This is a genomic window from Gimesia alba (assembly GCF_007744675.1).
Lineage (GTDB): Bacteria > Planctomycetota > Planctomycetia > Planctomycetales > Planctomycetaceae > Gimesia > Gimesia alba.
Window position 1 is genome coordinate 3,213,735 of the sequence record NZ_CP036269.1, and the last position, 18,436, is coordinate 3,232,170.

General features: G+C 47.6%; 9 protein-coding genes. 2 read left to right on the forward strand and 7 right to left on the reverse strand.

Annotation, left to right across the window (positions count from 1 at the left end):
* The first annotated feature begins 120 nt into the window (after nt 1-120).
* Complete coding sequence (locus Pan241w_RS12020) at nt 121-1,866, forward strand: hypothetical protein (RefSeq protein WP_145215658.1); 1,746 nt, start codon at nt 121-123, stop codon at nt 1,864-1,866.
* Nucleotides 1,867-1,931: 65 nt separating this feature from the next.
* On the opposite strand, the gene Pan241w_RS12025 is transcribed toward Pan241w_RS12020, so the two are convergent.
* The 5 genes from Pan241w_RS12025 to Pan241w_RS12045 form a co-directional block, all read right to left on the reverse strand.
* Entirely contained in the window at nt 1,932-4,361 is a 2,430-nt protein-coding gene (locus Pan241w_RS12025; protein WP_145215662.1) for a glycosyltransferase family protein, read from the reverse strand.
* Between the two features lie 274 nt (nt 4,362-4,635).
* Nucleotides 4,636-5,484, reverse strand: a complete 849-nt coding sequence (locus Pan241w_RS12030) for a carbon-nitrogen hydrolase family protein (RefSeq protein ID WP_145215665.1) — start codon at nt 5,482-5,484, stop codon at nt 4,636-4,638.
* 125 nt (nt 5,485-5,609) lie between these two features.
* A complete protein-coding gene (locus Pan241w_RS12035) occupies nt 5,610-6,329 on the reverse strand; it encodes a metal-dependent hydrolase (protein WP_145215668.1) in 720 nt (239 codons plus the stop codon).
* Nucleotides 6,330-6,465: 136 nt separating this feature from the next.
* Nucleotides 6,466-7,269: an inositol monophosphatase family protein gene (locus Pan241w_RS12040; protein WP_145215671.1), complete on the reverse strand. Its 804-nt coding sequence runs from the start codon at nt 7,267-7,269 to the stop codon at nt 6,466-6,468.
* Nucleotides 7,270-7,349: 80 nt separating this feature from the next.
* Complete coding sequence (locus tag Pan241w_RS12045; protein ID WP_145215674.1) at nt 7,350-8,594, reverse strand: lactate racemase domain-containing protein; 1,245 nt, start codon at nt 8,592-8,594, stop codon at nt 7,350-7,352.
* 503 nt (nt 8,595-9,097) lie between these two features.
* On the opposite strand from Pan241w_RS12045, the gene Pan241w_RS12050 reads away from it, so the two are divergent.
* Nucleotides 9,098-12,424, forward strand: coding sequence for a DEAD/DEAH box helicase (locus tag Pan241w_RS12050; RefSeq protein ID WP_145215679.1), 3,327 nt, complete (start codon nt 9,098-9,100; stop codon nt 12,422-12,424).
* A 6-nt stretch (nt 12,425-12,430) separates the two neighbouring features.
* On the opposite strand, the gene Pan241w_RS12055 is transcribed toward Pan241w_RS12050, so the two are convergent.
* Complete coding sequence (locus Pan241w_RS12055; protein ID WP_145215682.1) at nt 12,431-15,988, reverse strand: hypothetical protein; 3,558 nt, start codon at nt 15,986-15,988, stop codon at nt 12,431-12,433.
* Nucleotides 15,989-16,144: 156 nt separating this feature from the next.
* Nucleotides 16,145-18,388: a hypothetical protein gene (locus Pan241w_RS12060; RefSeq protein ID WP_198000480.1), complete on the reverse strand. Its 2,244-nt coding sequence runs from the start codon at nt 18,386-18,388 to the stop codon at nt 16,145-16,147.
* Nucleotides 18,389-18,436 lie beyond the last annotated feature (48 nt).

Genomic DNA, 18,436 nt, shown 5'->3' on the forward strand with positions numbered 1-18,436 from the left:
CATATTTTTGGTCAAACAAAACATATTTATTTTACCTATAGTGCTTATACTGTCTATAGTGTTTTTTGGTTCTGGTCTTCAGGAATGTCGTGTTAAGTGTATTTATGTGGAGTATTTGTGGTGAGAGATCAGTTGACCGGGCAAATAACGGCGTTCACATGGATAGCGATTATTGTCTTTTTGCTGATTCTGACATTGAATGTCCCGCTTTTCATTAGAATGCCTCTGGCAACAGATGTCGTGTTTTATGACTTGCAGGCACAAATGGTTCTCAATGGAGGAACATTATATCAGGATATGTTTGAGACAAATCTGCCGGGGATCGTCTGGGTGCATATGCTGGTTCGCCCTCTCGTGGGGATGAGCTCTGATGCAATTCTAGTTGTCGATCTTGTCATTTTTAGTGGGACTACGTTCCTGCTAATGCTGTGGAATCGCAGGAATCATCTTTCGCTGACAGGGATGCTCTGGATTGGGATTGCCCTGTTTTCTTTTTATTTTTCAATTTCAGAGTGGTCTCACTTTCAACGAGATACTCTAATGCTTCTGCCTTCAATGGCGGCACTCTGGCTTCGACGCAAGCAAATAGATCGACTTCTCGATCGTGATCAGGTTTCGTTGGCATCGATTTGGGGGTGGGCGTTTCTGGAAGGGCTTTTTTGGGCAACAGCTTTTTGGGTGAAACCATTCGTTGCAGTACCTGCATTGTGTGTCTGGATCGGATCACTGTTAATTGTCCACCAATTTCGAAGACTACTGATAGATTTCTCTGGTCTATTGCTGGGAGGTTTAGTGCTAGGTGGAATTGGGATTTTCTGGATGTGGCAGAATGGTGCCTGGCCTGCGTTTTATGAAACGTTTACGGAATGGAATCCTGAGTATGTGGAAGCACGGAAAGCGGGATGGCAGCCATTTCGATATGTCCAGTTTTTGTATCGATTCTATCCCTGGTTTCTGCTGCATTTGATCGCGGTGCCACTCGCGTTGCTGGCGTTGGTAAATTACTGGAAAAATAGCCGAAACACGGCAGCAGACTCTCCAGTTGAACCGGGAAAACGTGACTTTGTGCTCTTAGCATTGATGTATCTGGGCTGGCTATTTCAATCGTACGCATTTCAGCATCTGTTTGATTATGTACATCCCCCTTCTCATCTGTTAGCAATTACCGTGATTGGTGGTTATTTAGGAAGACGTTTTGAAGCTCGCTCTTTCTCCTGGGGCTGGAAAGGGGGAATGGCGTTTTTCCTGATGATGGTTGTGCTCTCTTTTCCGGCATTTAAACCCGAGCGGGCCAGGTTGTGGAAGACCTGTGTCATGAATTCCAGCAATGCCCGTTTAAAATCAGAACTGGCGTTACTGGTGCAGGTTGATTGGGAAGATCTGGAAGCGGTGAAACAGTATTTGAAATCGCAAAATTTAAAAGACGAAGAATTACATTGTTATAATACGACCCTGGTGTATTTATATCCGGAGCTGTCTGTCAAACCCGCAACACGGTTTGTCTTTTTTGACTCTGCCTGGATTTTTTGTCCGAACCATCGAAACGAAATGTATGCTGCTATCAACGAAAGCCCGCAAAAATTTATTGTCACAGACCTGATCGAGAGCGGCTTCAACCGCGATTCTGCGTTGGCGAAATCGTCGAATCCGGAGCAGCTAACGCCTCCCGAGTATCCGGTTAGTTTGAAAGGCGCTTATCCCTGGTCGCATCCTGTTGTATTTCGCTCAGGACGCTATCTGGTACATAAGGTGAAACGCCCCCTGGGGAAATTTACGGGGAGCAGTTTTGTGCCTACTGAAGAGCGTGTCCAGGAGTTCTTTCGACGAAAACAAAAACAGAAGTCAGAAAAACAGCCAAATTCGTAAACCATAACTTCTGGCGAAAATCGTTTTAAGACCGCTGCATTCTCTCTACTGATATGAGATTTGGTTTAGTCTGTCTTGGTCTTTTGCGGAGAACGTAAAGGCATAAGCAGTAAGATCAAAATGATCGCAAGCGTGGTGATTGTGATGATACGTCCGATCTTGAATCCGGGAGGTTCATAAGAGAGTAGAATCTGATGTTTTCCTGCTGGTAGTGGGATGGCTCGCAATGAAAAATCGGCAGGTAAGACAGGTAAGTCCGCTGTTTTGACTCGTGCAGACCATCCCGGATAGAAGATGTCAGAAAGAACTAGATATCCTGGTGCGTCCAGTTCAGCCATGATTTGGAGCTGATTAGGAGTTGCTTTTAAAATTTCAGCTGCTTGATAAGTCTGTCGTTTCCCGGCAGGCAAGAGATCTTGTGACATCAGGATTTCGTCACGCGGTTGGACGTTGGCGATGGAATCAACAATTTGTTTACTTGGCTCATTAGGATTTAAAGGTTTTGTCTTACCTGTCAAAAACGCTCTTGGTATTGGATTGGTGTTTTCCAGGATCAAATAAGGAACGTGTGCTGATTCCGTGTTTCGGAGTGCAAACTCCTCTGGAATCGTCCCCCGCTCAATTATTTTCCAGCCAACGAGCTCGATCTTTTGATCGGTTTGCAGGATCGCGTATTTGATACTCATCAGATTCAACAGAGGCGGTCTTGCTGTGTTAAGTTGGGGCTCGCTATAACCCGCCATCATTAAAGCAGCATCAGGTTGAGGGAACGTTGCCGCTGCCAGCAGGCCGAGGCGGACAAGTGGCACTGGTTCATACCCCTGCACTTTCAGAATCTGATGTTTCCATGCTTCACGGTCACTTAATAGTTTCTGTCCCACCAAGACGCGATGCTGTCCTAGATTCTCTTTTAAGAATTCGATGATTTTGGTTTCCTCACGAAATGAGGTCTGAGGAATGGTTCTTAAGATATGCGCGCTATGCAGGGAAAGCTCCCAGGAACAAAGGATGCAAAGCAGAATCACGCCTCCAATTGCGGTCTTACGGGAAAGGCAGGCTGAGAATACGGCTGCAGAAACCCCCATTACAGCAATCATGATTGAGATCAGTTGCAGTTTCATGATTTGTCCCGGATTAAGGTTCAGGGAAACGAATCCTCCTGAATAGATCAACAGGCTCGCCAGGAAAAGTAAGACTGCGGTAAAGCAGACGATGGCAAAGTTGCGATATCTTTTTCTGGCTGAATTTAAAAATAGAGAGGCGATTGCTTCACTGCCAAAACCAGCTAGCATGGCAATCACCAAGGAGCAAATCCACATCATTCGCGCGGGGATTCGAAACATGGAAAATCCGGGGATGATTTTGTAACAAAGCGTATAAAAAGGGAGATGTGGGCCGAATGCGAGTAAGAAAGCCCCCAAACCAATCAAAGTCAGTCGAATAACCGTTCGGTTTTTGAAAGAAGTCAAGCAGCCCAGGCATGCGAGTAACACCGGCAAACATCCAAAATAGCAAACCGCTTCCCAGTAATAGCCGCCCGGTCCCCGGTATTGATCAGGCCCTCCCCAGACAAACGGATCCAGCAACTGCAACAGACTGGGAGCAGCAAGACTGCCGCTTTGCAGCACTTTCAGGTCTATGCCCCCAGATCTAACCGCCTGTTGAGTGTAGATTGAAACGGGAATCAAGTCGATGGCAACCAATCCGAGGGTCAGTAAACCTGCAAAGAACCAACCTCGGCTCATGGTCGCTGCTGAAACAGGATCATTCGTAGCTACAAGTTCATTATTCTCAGACAGGTCTTGTTCGGATTGTTGCGGCTTCCTTTTCTGAATCAGGGCGATCAATGACTCGATTCCAATCGAGGCTGTGAGAAATAGCAGCAGGTAAAAGAGTTCCTGAACATGTCCACTGAAAAATGCCAGAGAAATAAGAATTGCCAAAATCGGGACTGCTTTTTTGCGACCTTCGATTAAGAATTCATAGCCATATAAGATCCAGGGGAACCAGGCGATTTGTGTAATCGACGTGTAATGCCCTTCTCCCGTTTTGGCGACAAAATAGGGTGCTGCCAGAAAAACAATACCTGACAAGAGAGAACTGAAGAAGCTGAGTTTGTATTTTCGGCCGAGTAAGTAAGCCCCCCAGCCAGCCCACCAATGATGGAAAATCAGCATCCAGCTGATCGTCGTCAACGCATTACTGAAAAAGAAGACCCAGTTTGGTGGATAGAACAACGATGATTGCGGAGATCCCAGCCAAGGCATGCCAAAGAGCGAATACGGATTCCAGAAGGGGAATTGATCATGCTGCTCAAGGCAGAATTTTTGATAACTTTTAAAGGCGATAAATTGATTGGTGGTATCATTGTGACCCTGATCCTGGGGGCCAACCAGCACATCTGTTGGATTGAGTACCAGAGTCTGAAAGCAGATGCCAGAGAAGGCGGCGAGTACCAAAGCTGCGATCATATGTTGAAACAGTCTGGAACTCATTTGCATCTTTTCTAAAAGAGAGCGAATGCGATTATTTACTGGAATTTACAGCAGGTGTTAACCAATTGATACAAGTTGGCTCAATATGCATTGTATTTTAAACATCATTTTGACAGCCGGTGTTTTCCAAAATTGAGCCATGTACCCAAAAGAGATCGGATCCAGCTTGCAGCAGCAGGAAACAGCATAGACTGTACCAAAAAACTATGATTACGCTCTCGGTTTTTAAGAGAATCACGATTCCGGGGCTACTCGAGTGATCGTGTCGAGCATTTTAGTTTCGATGAGGAGGCTGCAATCCATGCGGCTCAACAATTTTCGCATACATTTCAGGGCGTCGATCAGCCAGGCGGTCAATCACGTGTTGATCGGGGACTCGGTCTACCCTTTTGTTACGTGCGATGGCAGGATCGATTGTCGCGTAAAGAATTTCTTCGTCTGTTCCGGAGGCACTTGCTAACGTCTCACCGGAAGGCGAACAAATGCGGCTTTTGCCGATAAAATGAAACCCGCGCTCATAGCCAACTCGATTGATGGCACAATAATAAATTCCATTTTCCATTGCGCGCATATTGACTCCATGCTCTGCCATACATTCTGCGCCGGAAGGCCAGTTTGTAGGGAGCGCGATGAAATCAGCACCTTGGAGTGCCATGATGCGGGACGATTCCGGGAAGGCACTATCGTAGCAGATATTGAGGCCGATCTTGGCTTGGGGATGTTCGTAGACAGCAAATTCTCGATCTCCAGGAGTCGCAAACCGGTCTACTCCCAGATAGGGCAAGTGTATTTTGCGATAGCTCCCCAGGACTCCGTCCGGTGTAATCAGAACGGCGGCATTATAAACTCCTTGTTCTCCACGCTCCAGCATCCCCACAACGACTGAGTGGTTCAGTTCGCGACATGCCTGTTGCAGTCTCTCAGTGGAAGGACCTGGAATCGACTCTGCGAAAGGGATCGCCTCTTCAAGATCAGCAAAACAGTAACCGGTGATCGCACATTCCGGGAACACTGTCAGGTTTGCTCTCGCGACAGACGTCTCATTCATTTTTTCAATGATGCGCGCGAGGTTCTCTTCTTTTGACATCAGAGAAACATCCATTTGTACGCCGGCAATTTTCATATCCTGTAACCCTCTACAATGACGATCCACGAAAGACGCAATTCAAACTCGAACCACGAAATGGGATTCGATTATAATTGACTGGTGCTCAGGTTTCTATTAGTTGCCGTTGATTAACCGGAAATTCAAAAGCGTTCGGTTGTTCTGAAGGGCGATGCCTGCTTAATGGGAGGCGGGTTTTCTTTCGTGGGGGCAGCTTGCTGCGGTGGAACCAGCACGCCGGATTCTACCAAAGTGATATAAGTCATTGTCAGTAATATCGCATAAGCGACGGCGTTTCCGAAGAGGCCTTTCCCGAACCATTTCAGCGCGCTGCCAGAGGATTTTTTCAAACGGAGTATGACTCCCTTACGTTCCACGCTATAGACTTCATCGAGCACCAAGTGAGACAGGAAGCCTAAAGAGATGCCGCCCGCCATCAGAAATTTGACGGCGTAGGAATCACTGGTATAGGTCAAAAAGACGGACTCTCCAGCTATCATTAACGCAGGCAGGCTGTGAAACATACCGCGGTGAACAGCAAACTTTCCCAGAATAAAGGAACCGCCATATCGAACCGCTGCATAGGTCACCACAGCGACCAGGATGGCGGTATCAGGGTCGGTACCGACGCGGATCATGCTCCGCATAGTGACAAATGAAGCAACAGCTGCTGTCAGGCTGAAGAGTTCTTTGATCGGACGCCCTGTTTCTGAGTCCAGATCGGGCAGCATACCACCGATCCAGCACAAGACACCCGAAAGAATGCCCTGAGTGGGAGTAAAACCAAAGAAGAAAGTGGAAACCGTACCGTATCCGATTCCCAGTAAACCACTGACGCTGATATGTTCCTTGTAACCGGCCATACGTATTCTTCCCTGAAGTTGCGGTACAATCCCGGAATAGGTGAGGCGAAATCCTTCCACCTGAGATCGTAGCAAACAATGGGGAATTGGATCAATGGGACTTCAGAGCCACCCGATTGCAGACAAAATCCCGGGCTTATTGGGAAATGATCTGCAGGACCTCGTCTTTTAAGGCTGCATTAACGGCCATTCCGTTGCCTGTGTAAATCGAAGGGTTCCCGTCAAAGTCGATCCAGTGTCCCCCTGCTTCCTCCAGAATCGGGACCAACGCCGCTGCATCCCAGGGGCTCAGAACGGGATCAATCATGACTTCGGCGCGTCCGGTCGCTACCAGCATGTGGCCGTAACAGTCTCCCCAGCCTCGTGCCAGATAGGAATTCCGACAGAGATTCTCGTAGGCCTTTTGTTTACCAATCGTTTCCCAGCGGGTCATCGTTGTTGTGCAAAAGACAGATTCCGACAGATTTGATTTCTCAGAGACTTTGGCGCGTCGTGGTTCCTGGTTTCTGATTTTCCACCACGCACCGTCACCTTTGATGGCATAGACCACTTCATCCAGTGCCGGGAACCGACAGACCCCCATGACCAGTTTACCATTCTCTTCCAGGCCCAATAGAGTTCCAAACAAGGGGACTCCTTGCGTGTATGGTTTCGTTCCATCAATCGGATCGAGAATCCATTTGAATTCATTGGTGCCTTCAACGGCTGGTAATTCCTCTCCCATGATGCTGTCATCGGGAAACGCGAGTGTGATTTCTGCTCGTAAGATTTCTTCAGCACCCCGGTCCGCAATCGTCACAGGAGAGTCGTCACTTTTGCGATCAACCTGGAGATCAGGAGACTGGTAATGTTGCAGAATCAGTTCACTGGCCTTTTCAGAAGCCAATAAAGCCATTTCTAAACGTGCTTTTAATTCAAATTGTTCTGAATGGATAGGCATAGTTTTGTCTTCAAATTTTAATTTTAAGTCTGATAACCAATTCGAAAATTATGATTGCGTCAAGCCATGTTGAGAGCAGATTACTCGTTTTCCAGACGGTAAAGGTGCTCTCCTGCTTTTCTAACGAGAAGAATTCCTTCATCTTCCCGATTTGCAAACGATTCAATATCAATACTGTCGGGATCCCGATAGCCAAGATTTATTTTCTGACAGAGTTCCGGTGGAATTTGTGAGGCCAATGTCACTTGAACTCGAGGATGTTCAACGCCGTTTTCAAAGGTGCCGGTCCCTCTGACATGGGTAGAGTGTGCCAGAATTCCCCAAGGATAATCTTTGAACCGGTCCCACTGTTTTGTAAAGTAATCACGAACATGATAACCGACTTCTTCAATCAGTTTGCCGTGCGTGATAGAAATTTCTTTCATATGAGGTGCGTAGATAATTAACTCACCCCCATCTGCGACAACCGGTTCCAGCTTGTACATACACTTTCCGGCGACCCATAATTCATCGTACATGAGAGGGGCACAAGACAGAACCTGCTTGAACGGGCGAGGCTTGCGTTTGATATGAATCTGACCGGATAAATCAGCGGCAGATTCCCAGGCCGTTTCTGGTGTGCCATAAAACAGACCATACAGCGAACTGTCGGGAGCGACGACAAAGGTGATGCAGCGTTTCTCATTTGGAATCATCGCGGCTGATCGATTGACAACTTCACGAACAGGGGTCGATTTAACTCCGATAATTCCGACGTTGGTTATCAACGCGCCCAGCCAGTGGAAAAAATTCAACAGATCCGGACCAGAGATTCCAGGGAAGAAATATTTACTGCCACCCGAAAAACCGACCACTTCATGTGGAAAAACAGGCCCCATAATCTGCAGCAAATCGTAATCCTTGATCCGCGAATTGATCGTGACCGGGACTTCCATTTCCAGAAGCCCCGAGGAAATTTCTGAGGTCTCCTGTTTTGTGAGAGTACCAACTTCTGTGAGTCTGTCAGGGTTGTCCCACTCGTGGTTATAAAGCCCGACTTCGTTGTATTCGGCTTGTCTGGCGTTCTCGGAAATTCCAAGTAAGCGGCAAATGTCCGCTTCGGGCATCGGAGGGTGTGTACCCAGAGCAACCAGGACATCAATCCGTTTTGCGACAGGGCTGAGTAGACGATGGAATGTCGAAAAAAGAAGTGGTAACGGAGCAGTCCGAGTTGCATCCGGAACGATCAGGAGGATGCTTTTATTCCGATAGTCTTCGACAGGGAGATTTGATTCAAACCACTGAATCACTTCCTGTTCGCTGAGGGTTTGATGAAGATTTTCCATTGACAATCATGCTTTCAGATGAGCTCGCGCCTGCCGATTCTGCTTCAAAATTTGGACGAGCTAACAATGAAAACTAATTATATAAATATGTTTTGCAAAAAGTGAAACGACTTAGCCTTCTGTGAAAGTCGTATATCACACTTTTTAAGATTCGCCTAGTCTCAAGGGGATGAACTTCAGAGACTCTTTGAGATAATGGAATGTTCACATTCTTTTTTCATGGAAGTCGAAAATTCATGAGAAAACCGACCAGATTGACTGGTCAAAAGCAGCGTAGATCTAGTAACCTCGTAAGATGCGCTTTGGTGGGGAGTTGAGGGAGATCTCTCAGTTATCCCTGGCAGGCCTTTTCGACTTTTTTTGTGAAAGTCAAAAGATCAGAAATATTATGTTCCGACCGATAATATCGTTGGTCCAAGATCGATTCAGGACTGACTTATGCAGATAAATGAGAGAGTCTCAAGAATGCGAATTGCGTTTTGGGATCAGGCAGGAGGCCGTCCATGACGTTGGCAGAGTTGCTTGAAAATCAATTTCGTGCAGATATCCGTTTTCGCGGTGCCGCTTATATTGAAGCGGAACGTGTTGAACTGACTCGAATTACAGCCGATCATATCTTTGCCGTTGTCCGTGATGGTGTCGAATATCAGACACAATTATCACGGGATGACGGCAACTTAAAGACATATTGTACCTGCGATCAGTTTCAAAAATTCAATGTCTGTAAGCATCTTTGGGCTTCGATTCTGGCCGTTGATGAAGCAGGTTATCTGACTGGAGCTGTTAAACCGGGCTACATTCCTCCGTTTATCATCGAAAATGCACCGCTCTCATTTGATGACGAAGCGGATGATTTAGACTTCTCGATGCCGGCAGACTTTGAAATCGGAAGTCCGCGATCAAGAAAGACAAAATCTGGTAGCAGCCAGTCGACTGCTGTTTCTTCAAAGCCCCGCTTGCGTGAATGGGAATCGCGGTTAGTCGAACTCAAGAATGAGTTTGTAATGGCGCCGGTCCTCTCGAAGACGACGCAGCAGGAACGTGAAATCTTCTATGAGATTGATATCGAAGAGAGTCAGGAGTCAGGGCAACTTGTCGTTCAGACTTCTCAACGACAACGTCGGGCGAATGGTCAGTGGGGTAAACTAAAGCCTCTCAAACTGAAGGCAGGTCAACTGCAAGAAGTCGAACATGAAGATGATCGCCGGATTCTTGCTTACCTCTCGGGAGGGACTCCCGAACGAACAAACTGGAGGGCACAGCAGACCGAGACGCAAGTGGCAGCTTTTCGATATCGGATTCCCTTTGAGTTGTGCGAATTAATCTTGCCTCTGATGTGTGGAACGGGGCATGTTCGTTACATGGACCGTCAGCCTGATGATGTTGATTCGCTCATCTGGGATGGTGAGAATTCCTGGGAATTTTGTATGGGAGTCCAGCAGGACAGGAATGAATCCAACTGGAAGTTGAGCGGTCATTTAAAACGCGGCGATGAAGTTCTGGAAATTTCCTCGGCTCGATTGATCGTTGCGGGTGGTCTGGTCTTAACTCACGATAAGATTACACCATTGGAAGATTATGATGCGTTTCCCTGGATTAAAATGATCCAGCAGAACCAGACGATTGAAGTGGACGATGGAGAACAACAGGAACTGGTTGATCGCCTACTGGATATGCCGGTTTTGCCCAGACTGGAATTACCGGATGAATTGCATCTTGAGGAAGTTACCTGTGAGCCTCAGCCTGAATTGTTAATTCATTCCCCTCAGAAAAAACGCTGGCAACAGGACCGCCTGTACGGGGAAGTCCATTTTAACTATCTGGAGCACCTAGTTTCTGGTTCAAGTACGCAATGGGCCATCGTTGATCGAGAGGAAAAACGTTGTATCCTCCGAGATCGAGAAAAAGAATCGAAGGCCTGGACTCTGCTGCAGGACAGTGGATTTCGCCGGTTATTAGATCGTCGGATTCAAGGGCGCGACGTTGAAATCTCCGCGCGCGATCTGGGCAATGCGGTTCGAGATTTGATCAAAGAAGGCTGGGCTGTTCGGGCAGACGGAAAACAGGTTCATCAGCCAACAAATATGCTCTTCAAAGTTCAGTCAGGTATTGACTGGTTTGAACTGCATGCAGACATCGATTTTGAAGGCCAGACAGTTCAATTTCCAGAACTTCTTTCCGCATTGGCACGCGGTGATTCTTCCATCAGACTCGACGATGGTTCTCTGGGGATTCTTCCGGAAGAATGGATCGAACAGTATGGGATTCTCGCCGGCATTGGAGTCACCGACGAAGATCATCTTCGCTTTGCACCCAATCAGGTAGCTCTGCTGGATGCACTGCTCAATGCTCAGGAATTCGTCGAAACGGACGAGAAATTTGACGAGATTCGTGAGAAAATTCGTTCCTTCTCGGGGATTTCTATCGATAAGGAACCTGCTGGATTTGAGGGGGGATTACGTAAATATCAACTCGAAGGTTTAGGGTGGCTTCAGTTTTTACAGGATTTCCACTTTGGAGGCTGTCTGGCTGATGATATGGGGCTGGGTAAAACGGTTCAGCTACTTGCCTTATTGCTAAGACGCAAACATGCACGTGAGGAACATCTCCCTTCTTTAGCAGTCGTCCCGAAATCGCTGATGTTTAACTGGATTCAAGAAGCAGCGAAGTTTACCCCGGAACTGAAAGTGATTGAATACGCGGGGGGGGACCGAAGTAAGCTGGTTGAACAATTAACGGACTATGATCTGGTATTAACGACTTATGGAACCATGCGTCGGGATATTACGCAGATAAAGGATATCCAGTTTGACTATGCTGTTCTCGACGAAGCTCAGATGATTAAAAATTCAGGATCACAGGTCGCGAAAGCATCACGCCTGCTCCAGGCAAAACATAGACTGGCATTAAGTGGTACCCCCGTTGAAAACCATTTGGGTGATCTCTGGTCGATCTTTGAATTTCTCAATCCAGGGATGCTGGGACGCAGTTCTGTATTTAAAGCGTATACGAATGATATTGAAGATAAGAATGCACGTGTTCTGTTGGGAAATGCATTGCGGCCTTTTATCTTAAGACGGACCAAAGAGCAGGTCGCGAACGAGTTGCCTGAAAAGGTAGAACAGACCTTGTACTGCGATATGGGTAAAGATCAATCTCGGCTTTACGACGAACTTAGACAGCACTACCGTGACTCGATTCTGGGCATGGTGGAGTCGAAGGGGCTGGGTAAGACCAAAATCCATGTACTGGAAGCCCTGCTGCGTCTGCGGCAGGCAGCCTGCCACCCTGCTCTCCTGGAACGTGGTCAGGCTCTGGATGCCTCCGCGAAAATGGATGTTTTGATCCCGCATCTGGAAGAATTAATTGAAGAAGGTCATAAAGCACTTGTCTTCTCGCAATTTACCAGCATGTTGTCCATTGTGCAGGAGCATCTGGATCAGAAAAATGTGGTCTACGAATACCTGGATGGTCAGACTCGTGACCGCAAGGAGCGCGTCGATCGATTTCAGACAGATAAAGACTGTGGTGTCTTCCTGATCAGTTTGAAAGCCGGAGGTTTAGGGTTGAACCTGACAGCCGCCGACTATGTATTTATTCTCGATCCCTGGTGGAACCCGGCTGTGGAAACTCAGGCCATCGACCGGGCGCATCGAGTTGGGCAAACAAAACGTGTCTTTGCCTACAAACTGATTTGCCGCAATACGGTTGAAGAAAAGATTACTGAGCTGCAGCAGCAGAAACGGGAATTGGCAGACGCGATTCTGGAAGAAAATCAGAGCGTACTCAAGAATCTGTCGAGCGACGATCTGGAACTGCTCTTATCATAAGCAGGTTTATTTGTCAGCGGGTACTTTTTTCTCTGATAGGCCTCGAGTAAATGCCTCGTAGGCTTCCCGGTATTCTTCGGGAACCGGTAGTCGACGGGGTCCAAGGCTTTCATTGGTTTGTTTGCGTGTGCTTGTTCGCTCGCGTTGGGCTGCACGGGAAGCGGGTTGGAGTGATTTTAACATCTCTTCAAACTGACGTTTCCGAGCCAGTGATTCCGGTGTCATTTGTTTGTTGTCTGGTGTCTGGAGTTGCTTTTGCAAACGTTCAGAAAACTTCTGCATTTCTTCTTTGGTCCAGCCCAGTTCGTTTAGCAGATCCTGATCCACGTCTTTGCGTTTGAGTTCATCTTTGATTCGTTTTAGAACCAGATTGGCGGCTTCCTTACCATATTCCAGATTGGCATCTTCGGCATCGGGGAGACTGGGGCTCTGTCCTGAACTCGCATTCGAATCTCCTTCGGCACTGCTTGCCCCTCCGTTCGTGGCACTGCTTCCTTGAGGATCATTTGATTTCGATCCTGTGCTGGAGCCAGCTCCCGACTTTGGATCACTTTTGGATTTGCCGGAGCCCTGCCCTTGTGAAGAGCCGCCCTTCTCACTGGATTGGGAGCCTTTTTTGCCTGCTCCGGATTTGCTTTTTCCCGACGATTCCTGTCCACTCTTTTTGCCGGACTGGTTTTGATCCATAGACGGCTTGGAGTCGGATGCCTCTTTCTTGGAGCCCGGTTCCTGATTCCCTTTTTGTCCAGTGGAATCACCTTTACCTGACTGTTTACTGCCAGACTGTCCCTGGTCGTTCTGCGAACTGTTACCACTTTCCCCATCTTGAGGCCGTTTTGATTTTTGATCAGTGGGATTATTTTTGCCTTTTGGAGGTTCATTCGAACCATCGGGCTGGTCTTGTTTTTGTTTGGATGGATTCTGATTCGATGGTTTTTGCTGACCTGAAGGTGACGGATTCTGATTTGAATTCGCCGGTTTTCTCATGCCGTCCTGAGGTTTATTTTTCGTAGGATCGCCCGGTTTTTCTGATGAGGGATTCTGACTGCCATCCGGATTGGGTTTTTGTTGCGAGTTATTCGTTTGAGACTCATTTTTTTTGCCAGGCCGCATTGCGGGTTTGTCTTTAGGATCCCGCTCTACATTCTGACTGCTTTTCTCGGGCTTCGCATTGGGATCGTGTTGGGGCGTTCCTTTGCCTCCGGTCTTCTCGTCTGATTTTGTCTTCATTGCATCATTGGTAGGTTCAGACTGTTCTTTTTTTCCTTGGGGCACCGGGCCACTTTGATTGGGCTTCTGTTCTCCTTTTGGATTTTGATCCGGCTTGTTTGACTTGGATGAAGGCTGGGCTGCGGAATTCTTGTTTTCTGAACCATCAGGAGTCCCTTGGGAATTCTCGGATGATTTTGAAGGAGATTGTTTTGGTTTTTGTGAAGAGCTTGACGATTTCTGATCCTGCATATTTTGATCTGCAGACGAATCACCGGGTTCTGATTTCTCGGAACCAGGTTGTTTCTGATTTGAGTCTGGCTCTGGTTGTTGTCCTTCTTTTTTCAATTGTTCCAAGATCTTTTTGATTGCTTCCTGATCGTCTTTGCCGTCACTATCCAAGCCTTGTTTCTCTTCCGAATTTTGTTGATTCGGCTTAGCGCCTGAATCCTTGGGTTTTTGTGGATTATTCGGATCTGATTGCTGTTGGCCTTGTTTGTCAGGTTTGTTCTGACCCGTTCCTTCTTTGCTCTGGTTCCCTTCCTTGGAGCCCTCTTCACCGGACTTGCCTTTCTCTGATTGGTTGGGCATTGGCTGCGAAGCGGGTTTATTCCCGGGCTGTGACTCTTTACTGTCTCCCTGCTTTGGCTGTTTTTTCTGCTGTGGATCTGATTTCTGTTTTTCTTGCGCCGATTTTTGCTTTTGTTCCTGAAGCTGTTTTTGGGCTTCTTCTCGTGAGACGGGTTCTAAAATATCAATTTTGATTTTCGGTGTGTTTTTCCGGTTTCCTGAAGGATGTTTGTTGTCGCGGGCTTCTACCCAGAAGTAAATGGTGTCTCCTGGAGTGAGACGCAAACGCTCCAAGGCAAAATCATGGTTCAATCCCACACTCTGCTGAGCGCCTTCAAAAATGGTTTTATCCAGAATCCGGATTTGTTCTTTGTCGACTCTCAAGTTGAGATAGCGAATTTTAAAATCCGGATCTTCCGCTGCGACAGAAATGGGAACTGTGCCATTGGCGGGAAGTTTCAAATCCTGTTTTGGCGAAAGTAAGGTGATTTCCGGAGGTAAATCGGGGCGAATCACCAGTGGATAGACTGTCGGTGAAAGCGTTGTCTGCCCTGCTTCGTTCCGGCATTTGATCTGATAGAAGTGGGGGAAGCTGCCATCGGCACGCAGCTTTAATTTCCAGGATGCGGTAATCGTGTTCTTTTCGATGGTTTTCTCGACCCGGAATTCCTCCAGCAGGGACTCAGAATCTTCTTCATCCGAGAATAGTACTTCGAATGAAGTGATCGGCATATTCGTGGTCGCGTCAACGGTGACCTTTGTCCCTTCCCAGGCATCAATGGCCCCGCCGGGCTGTTCAACCGGTACGAGATTCATGTACTGGGGGTATTCATACCGAACCGAATGGATTGTGGCGGACGGCGGTTGGATCACATTGACCTGGTACTCTTCAGAAACAGCGTCACCTGCTTCGACATGGTAGGTTAAATCCTGTCGGATGCCTCGGCCATTCACGCCCACAATCACACCTTGATAACGTTTTAATGTGTCATCCATCGAGCGTAGCGTGACAGGCTCATTGACTCTGCCTTGGTCGCTGGACGTGTAATAAAGGACGACTTTCTCAGGGACTTCGCCGCGTAGATCAACGATCACTTCCAGTTGACTACCTGAGAGAACTTCTGTATCTCCCGGTGTGACGGAATTGATTTGAGTTTGTGTGGCAAATTCTCTCTGTGGGGAAAACGACATCGCTGCAGAAAGCGAAGGCCATATTTCTTTGGGGGAGAACAAGGCGTAGAAGCATAAAAGAGCCACAACGGCCAATAGTCCATACGAAAGTCGCATTAAGGGACGACGATCGACGGCCTGATCGGTGTCGGTCTTGGAAAGTGTTAAAGCGGCTTTCTTTTCCAGTGAGTTGATGATCTCTGGATTTACGGGGCGTTCTGATTTTTTCAAATCGATCAGATTCAGTAGTGAGCCTTCCATCTCTTCGGAAGTCTGTTCCAATGCGTGTGCTGAATATAGGCGTGTTACTTTTTTGAAATAGGGCAAGACGAGTTTCCAGACTGCCCAGCCCAAACAGGCAATTACGACACCTGCCAACATCAGTAAACGGGCCGAATGTCCAAACCCACCTTTAATGAGCCAGTGGTCGCTGACGACAAAAATCAGCAGGTAGCCAAGAAAAATGGTCGAGATCCCCACGGCGGTGGTCAGCAGGTCGTTGGCTTTGATATGGGAGCCCGTTTTCGAAACCTGATAATCCACGTATTCATCGAACTTGGCGTAATGTCCAGATCGATTTTCTGTTGATGATGACGATTCAGATGCCGTTGACATGAAATGCCTGTCTTTGAAAAAGAAACCCCTGCGTGTTCTCCCGTTACCATTATAGAATGATCGACGCCAGCTGTGGTATTAATGTTCCGGAATTTTTCGCGAGATTCGTTTTTGCCGTTTTTTTCGGGAGATTTGTAAACAAATCCTCAATAGCTGTTAAACCAGCCCCTTCTTTTTTCGTAAAAACCATTCCCCGCTAAGCATCAGTACGAACAGTCCCAGGAAATACCAGTTATCCCAGAGTGATATCCGTCTGTACCTTATCAGGCCGTTGTTCCATGATTTCTCTTTATTCATGCGTGTCAGAAAACTTTCCAGTTCTTCGGGCGGAAGCGCACTGCCCCCGGAAAGAGAAGCAATTGTTTCCAGCAATGAATAGTCGGCTGCGGGGTTGTCTAATTCCAGGTCGCGGGGATCGACGATGAACCTGGTCGTGGCGTCAAATCCAAGAGAGACACCATTTTTTTCGGCATGTACAGTGACCCAGTAATCGCCTGGTTCTTTAGTTTGTGAAAATGTCGTTGATGATGATTCGCCCGTGCTCATTGATTCCATCTGACTGGATTTTCCGGAAGGACCTTTCACCTGGACGGTGAATTTGACATCGGAAACAGGTTTGCCTTCTGCATCACGTGCACCGAATTGTATCGGAACGTGTGCTCCAGGGGGGACGTTTCTGGGAGAGACGCGTGCCCAGACGCTCTGTTCTGTATCATTTTCTTTATGAGCCAACCAGAGAATCATCTGTCGCCAGAATCGTTCATGTTCTCTGCGATTGCCGGAGAGGAACCATTGAAAAGTCGTGTCTCCGGCAAATGCCATCACTCGTGCGCCTCCGACGTCAGAGGCAAACAGGAGTGGCACCGCTTCATTGCCCGAGGATTGAGCCAGGACTTCCACCAAGTCGTGTTTTTTTCTTAAACGGTTTGCCCCTTTCAGGGGAGCCAGAGAATTCCACATACGCTGATTAGCGGCGGCAGAACTGTCCAGCTGCATCACGTATCTTTGTAAACCTAATGACGTCGGGACCATTTTCAGGTCCTGAAAATAGTGCAGATCTTTGGCGATATTATTGCCCGCCTGTTTTTCACTGGCGCGCATTTGAACCGGGATGAAGTTATCCAGCGGTGTATCTGCGTAGCCTCCCGGTCCGAAACTGTGGTATCCCCCCGTCATTAACAGGCCGGCTCCCTGATCGACCCGGGCAGCAATTTTGCGAATTGCAGTTGGCCCGAGGAGTTCGGCGGGAACATCTCCAATAATAAAGACATCGTATTTCGTGAGGTCATTCAAATTCAAATTGATTGTTTTGGGATTGCCGGAAAAACCACTTCCGATTGGGAAATAGTCCAGCTGGATCTTGGGGTCATTCATTGAGCGGATGAATTTTTGTTCCGGACGCAGTGAATCAAAATAGGCGACCTGTAAGCCCCCTTTTTGCACGGTGACAATTGTTTCCAGGCGGTTATTGGTCTGTTTGATTTCACCTTCCAGCGGCACCACTTCGACAGCAATTTTATATTCGCCCGGTATTTCTGGTGTCCAGAACAGTTCTACTGTATCGAGCTGATTGTTCTGGGTCGGATGAATCTGTGTTATGACCCGCGAATTACTCAAAGCCGGCGCGGGAATCATCTGGCCTGCTTCCCCATTTTTCTTACCCGTGCGATCTTCCACCAGTAGCCGCACGGTCAGGTCGCGGTTTTCAGCACCGAGACTGCGTACTTTTACGCTGATTGGGGTCGTCTTTTTCTCAAATACCAGCGGATCAATGACCAGGCTTTCCAGAACCAGATCTAACGTCGTGTCCTGTAGGGTCGAAGAACCGAAGCCAATTGTGTAAATCGGGATGCCTGAATCGCCAAAGTAGCTGGCCTGTGATCTAACGTTGATATCATATGGAGGCAGCGTTCGTTCTGCCCCATCAGAAAGTAATAACAGGCCAACAAGCTGTTCCTGTTGTAGCTGTGAGGAAATGGTTTCCAGAGAGTAGCCTATCGCAGTCTGTTCTCCTGTCGCCTCTTGAGTGAATTCTTCGACGGGGATCAGTTCTTTAGAGAAATCAAAGCGTTTGATTCCTATATTTTTATCCATATTTTCAATCAGCGGTTTGACTGAATTCAGCGTTTTGACCAGTTCATTTCGTCGCGTGACACTGCCCGGGCCATCTTCGGTCTGCATGCTGCGGCTGGAATCTGCCAGAATGTACAACCAGGACTGTCTGGTTGTTTTATCAGTCAATTCGATGGCGGGACGCAGCAGCATGAAGACGAGTAAAAATACAGTGAACAGTCGCAGTGCAATCAATGCGCGCCGCAACTGGGGGGATAAATGTTTTACCCGAGGGGGGTATGTGACAAGAACCAACGAAATCAGCGCGATGATGATCAGAATCATCATTGGCCAAGACCAGATTGGTTCAAAAATTGGTTTCATAACTGATTCGAA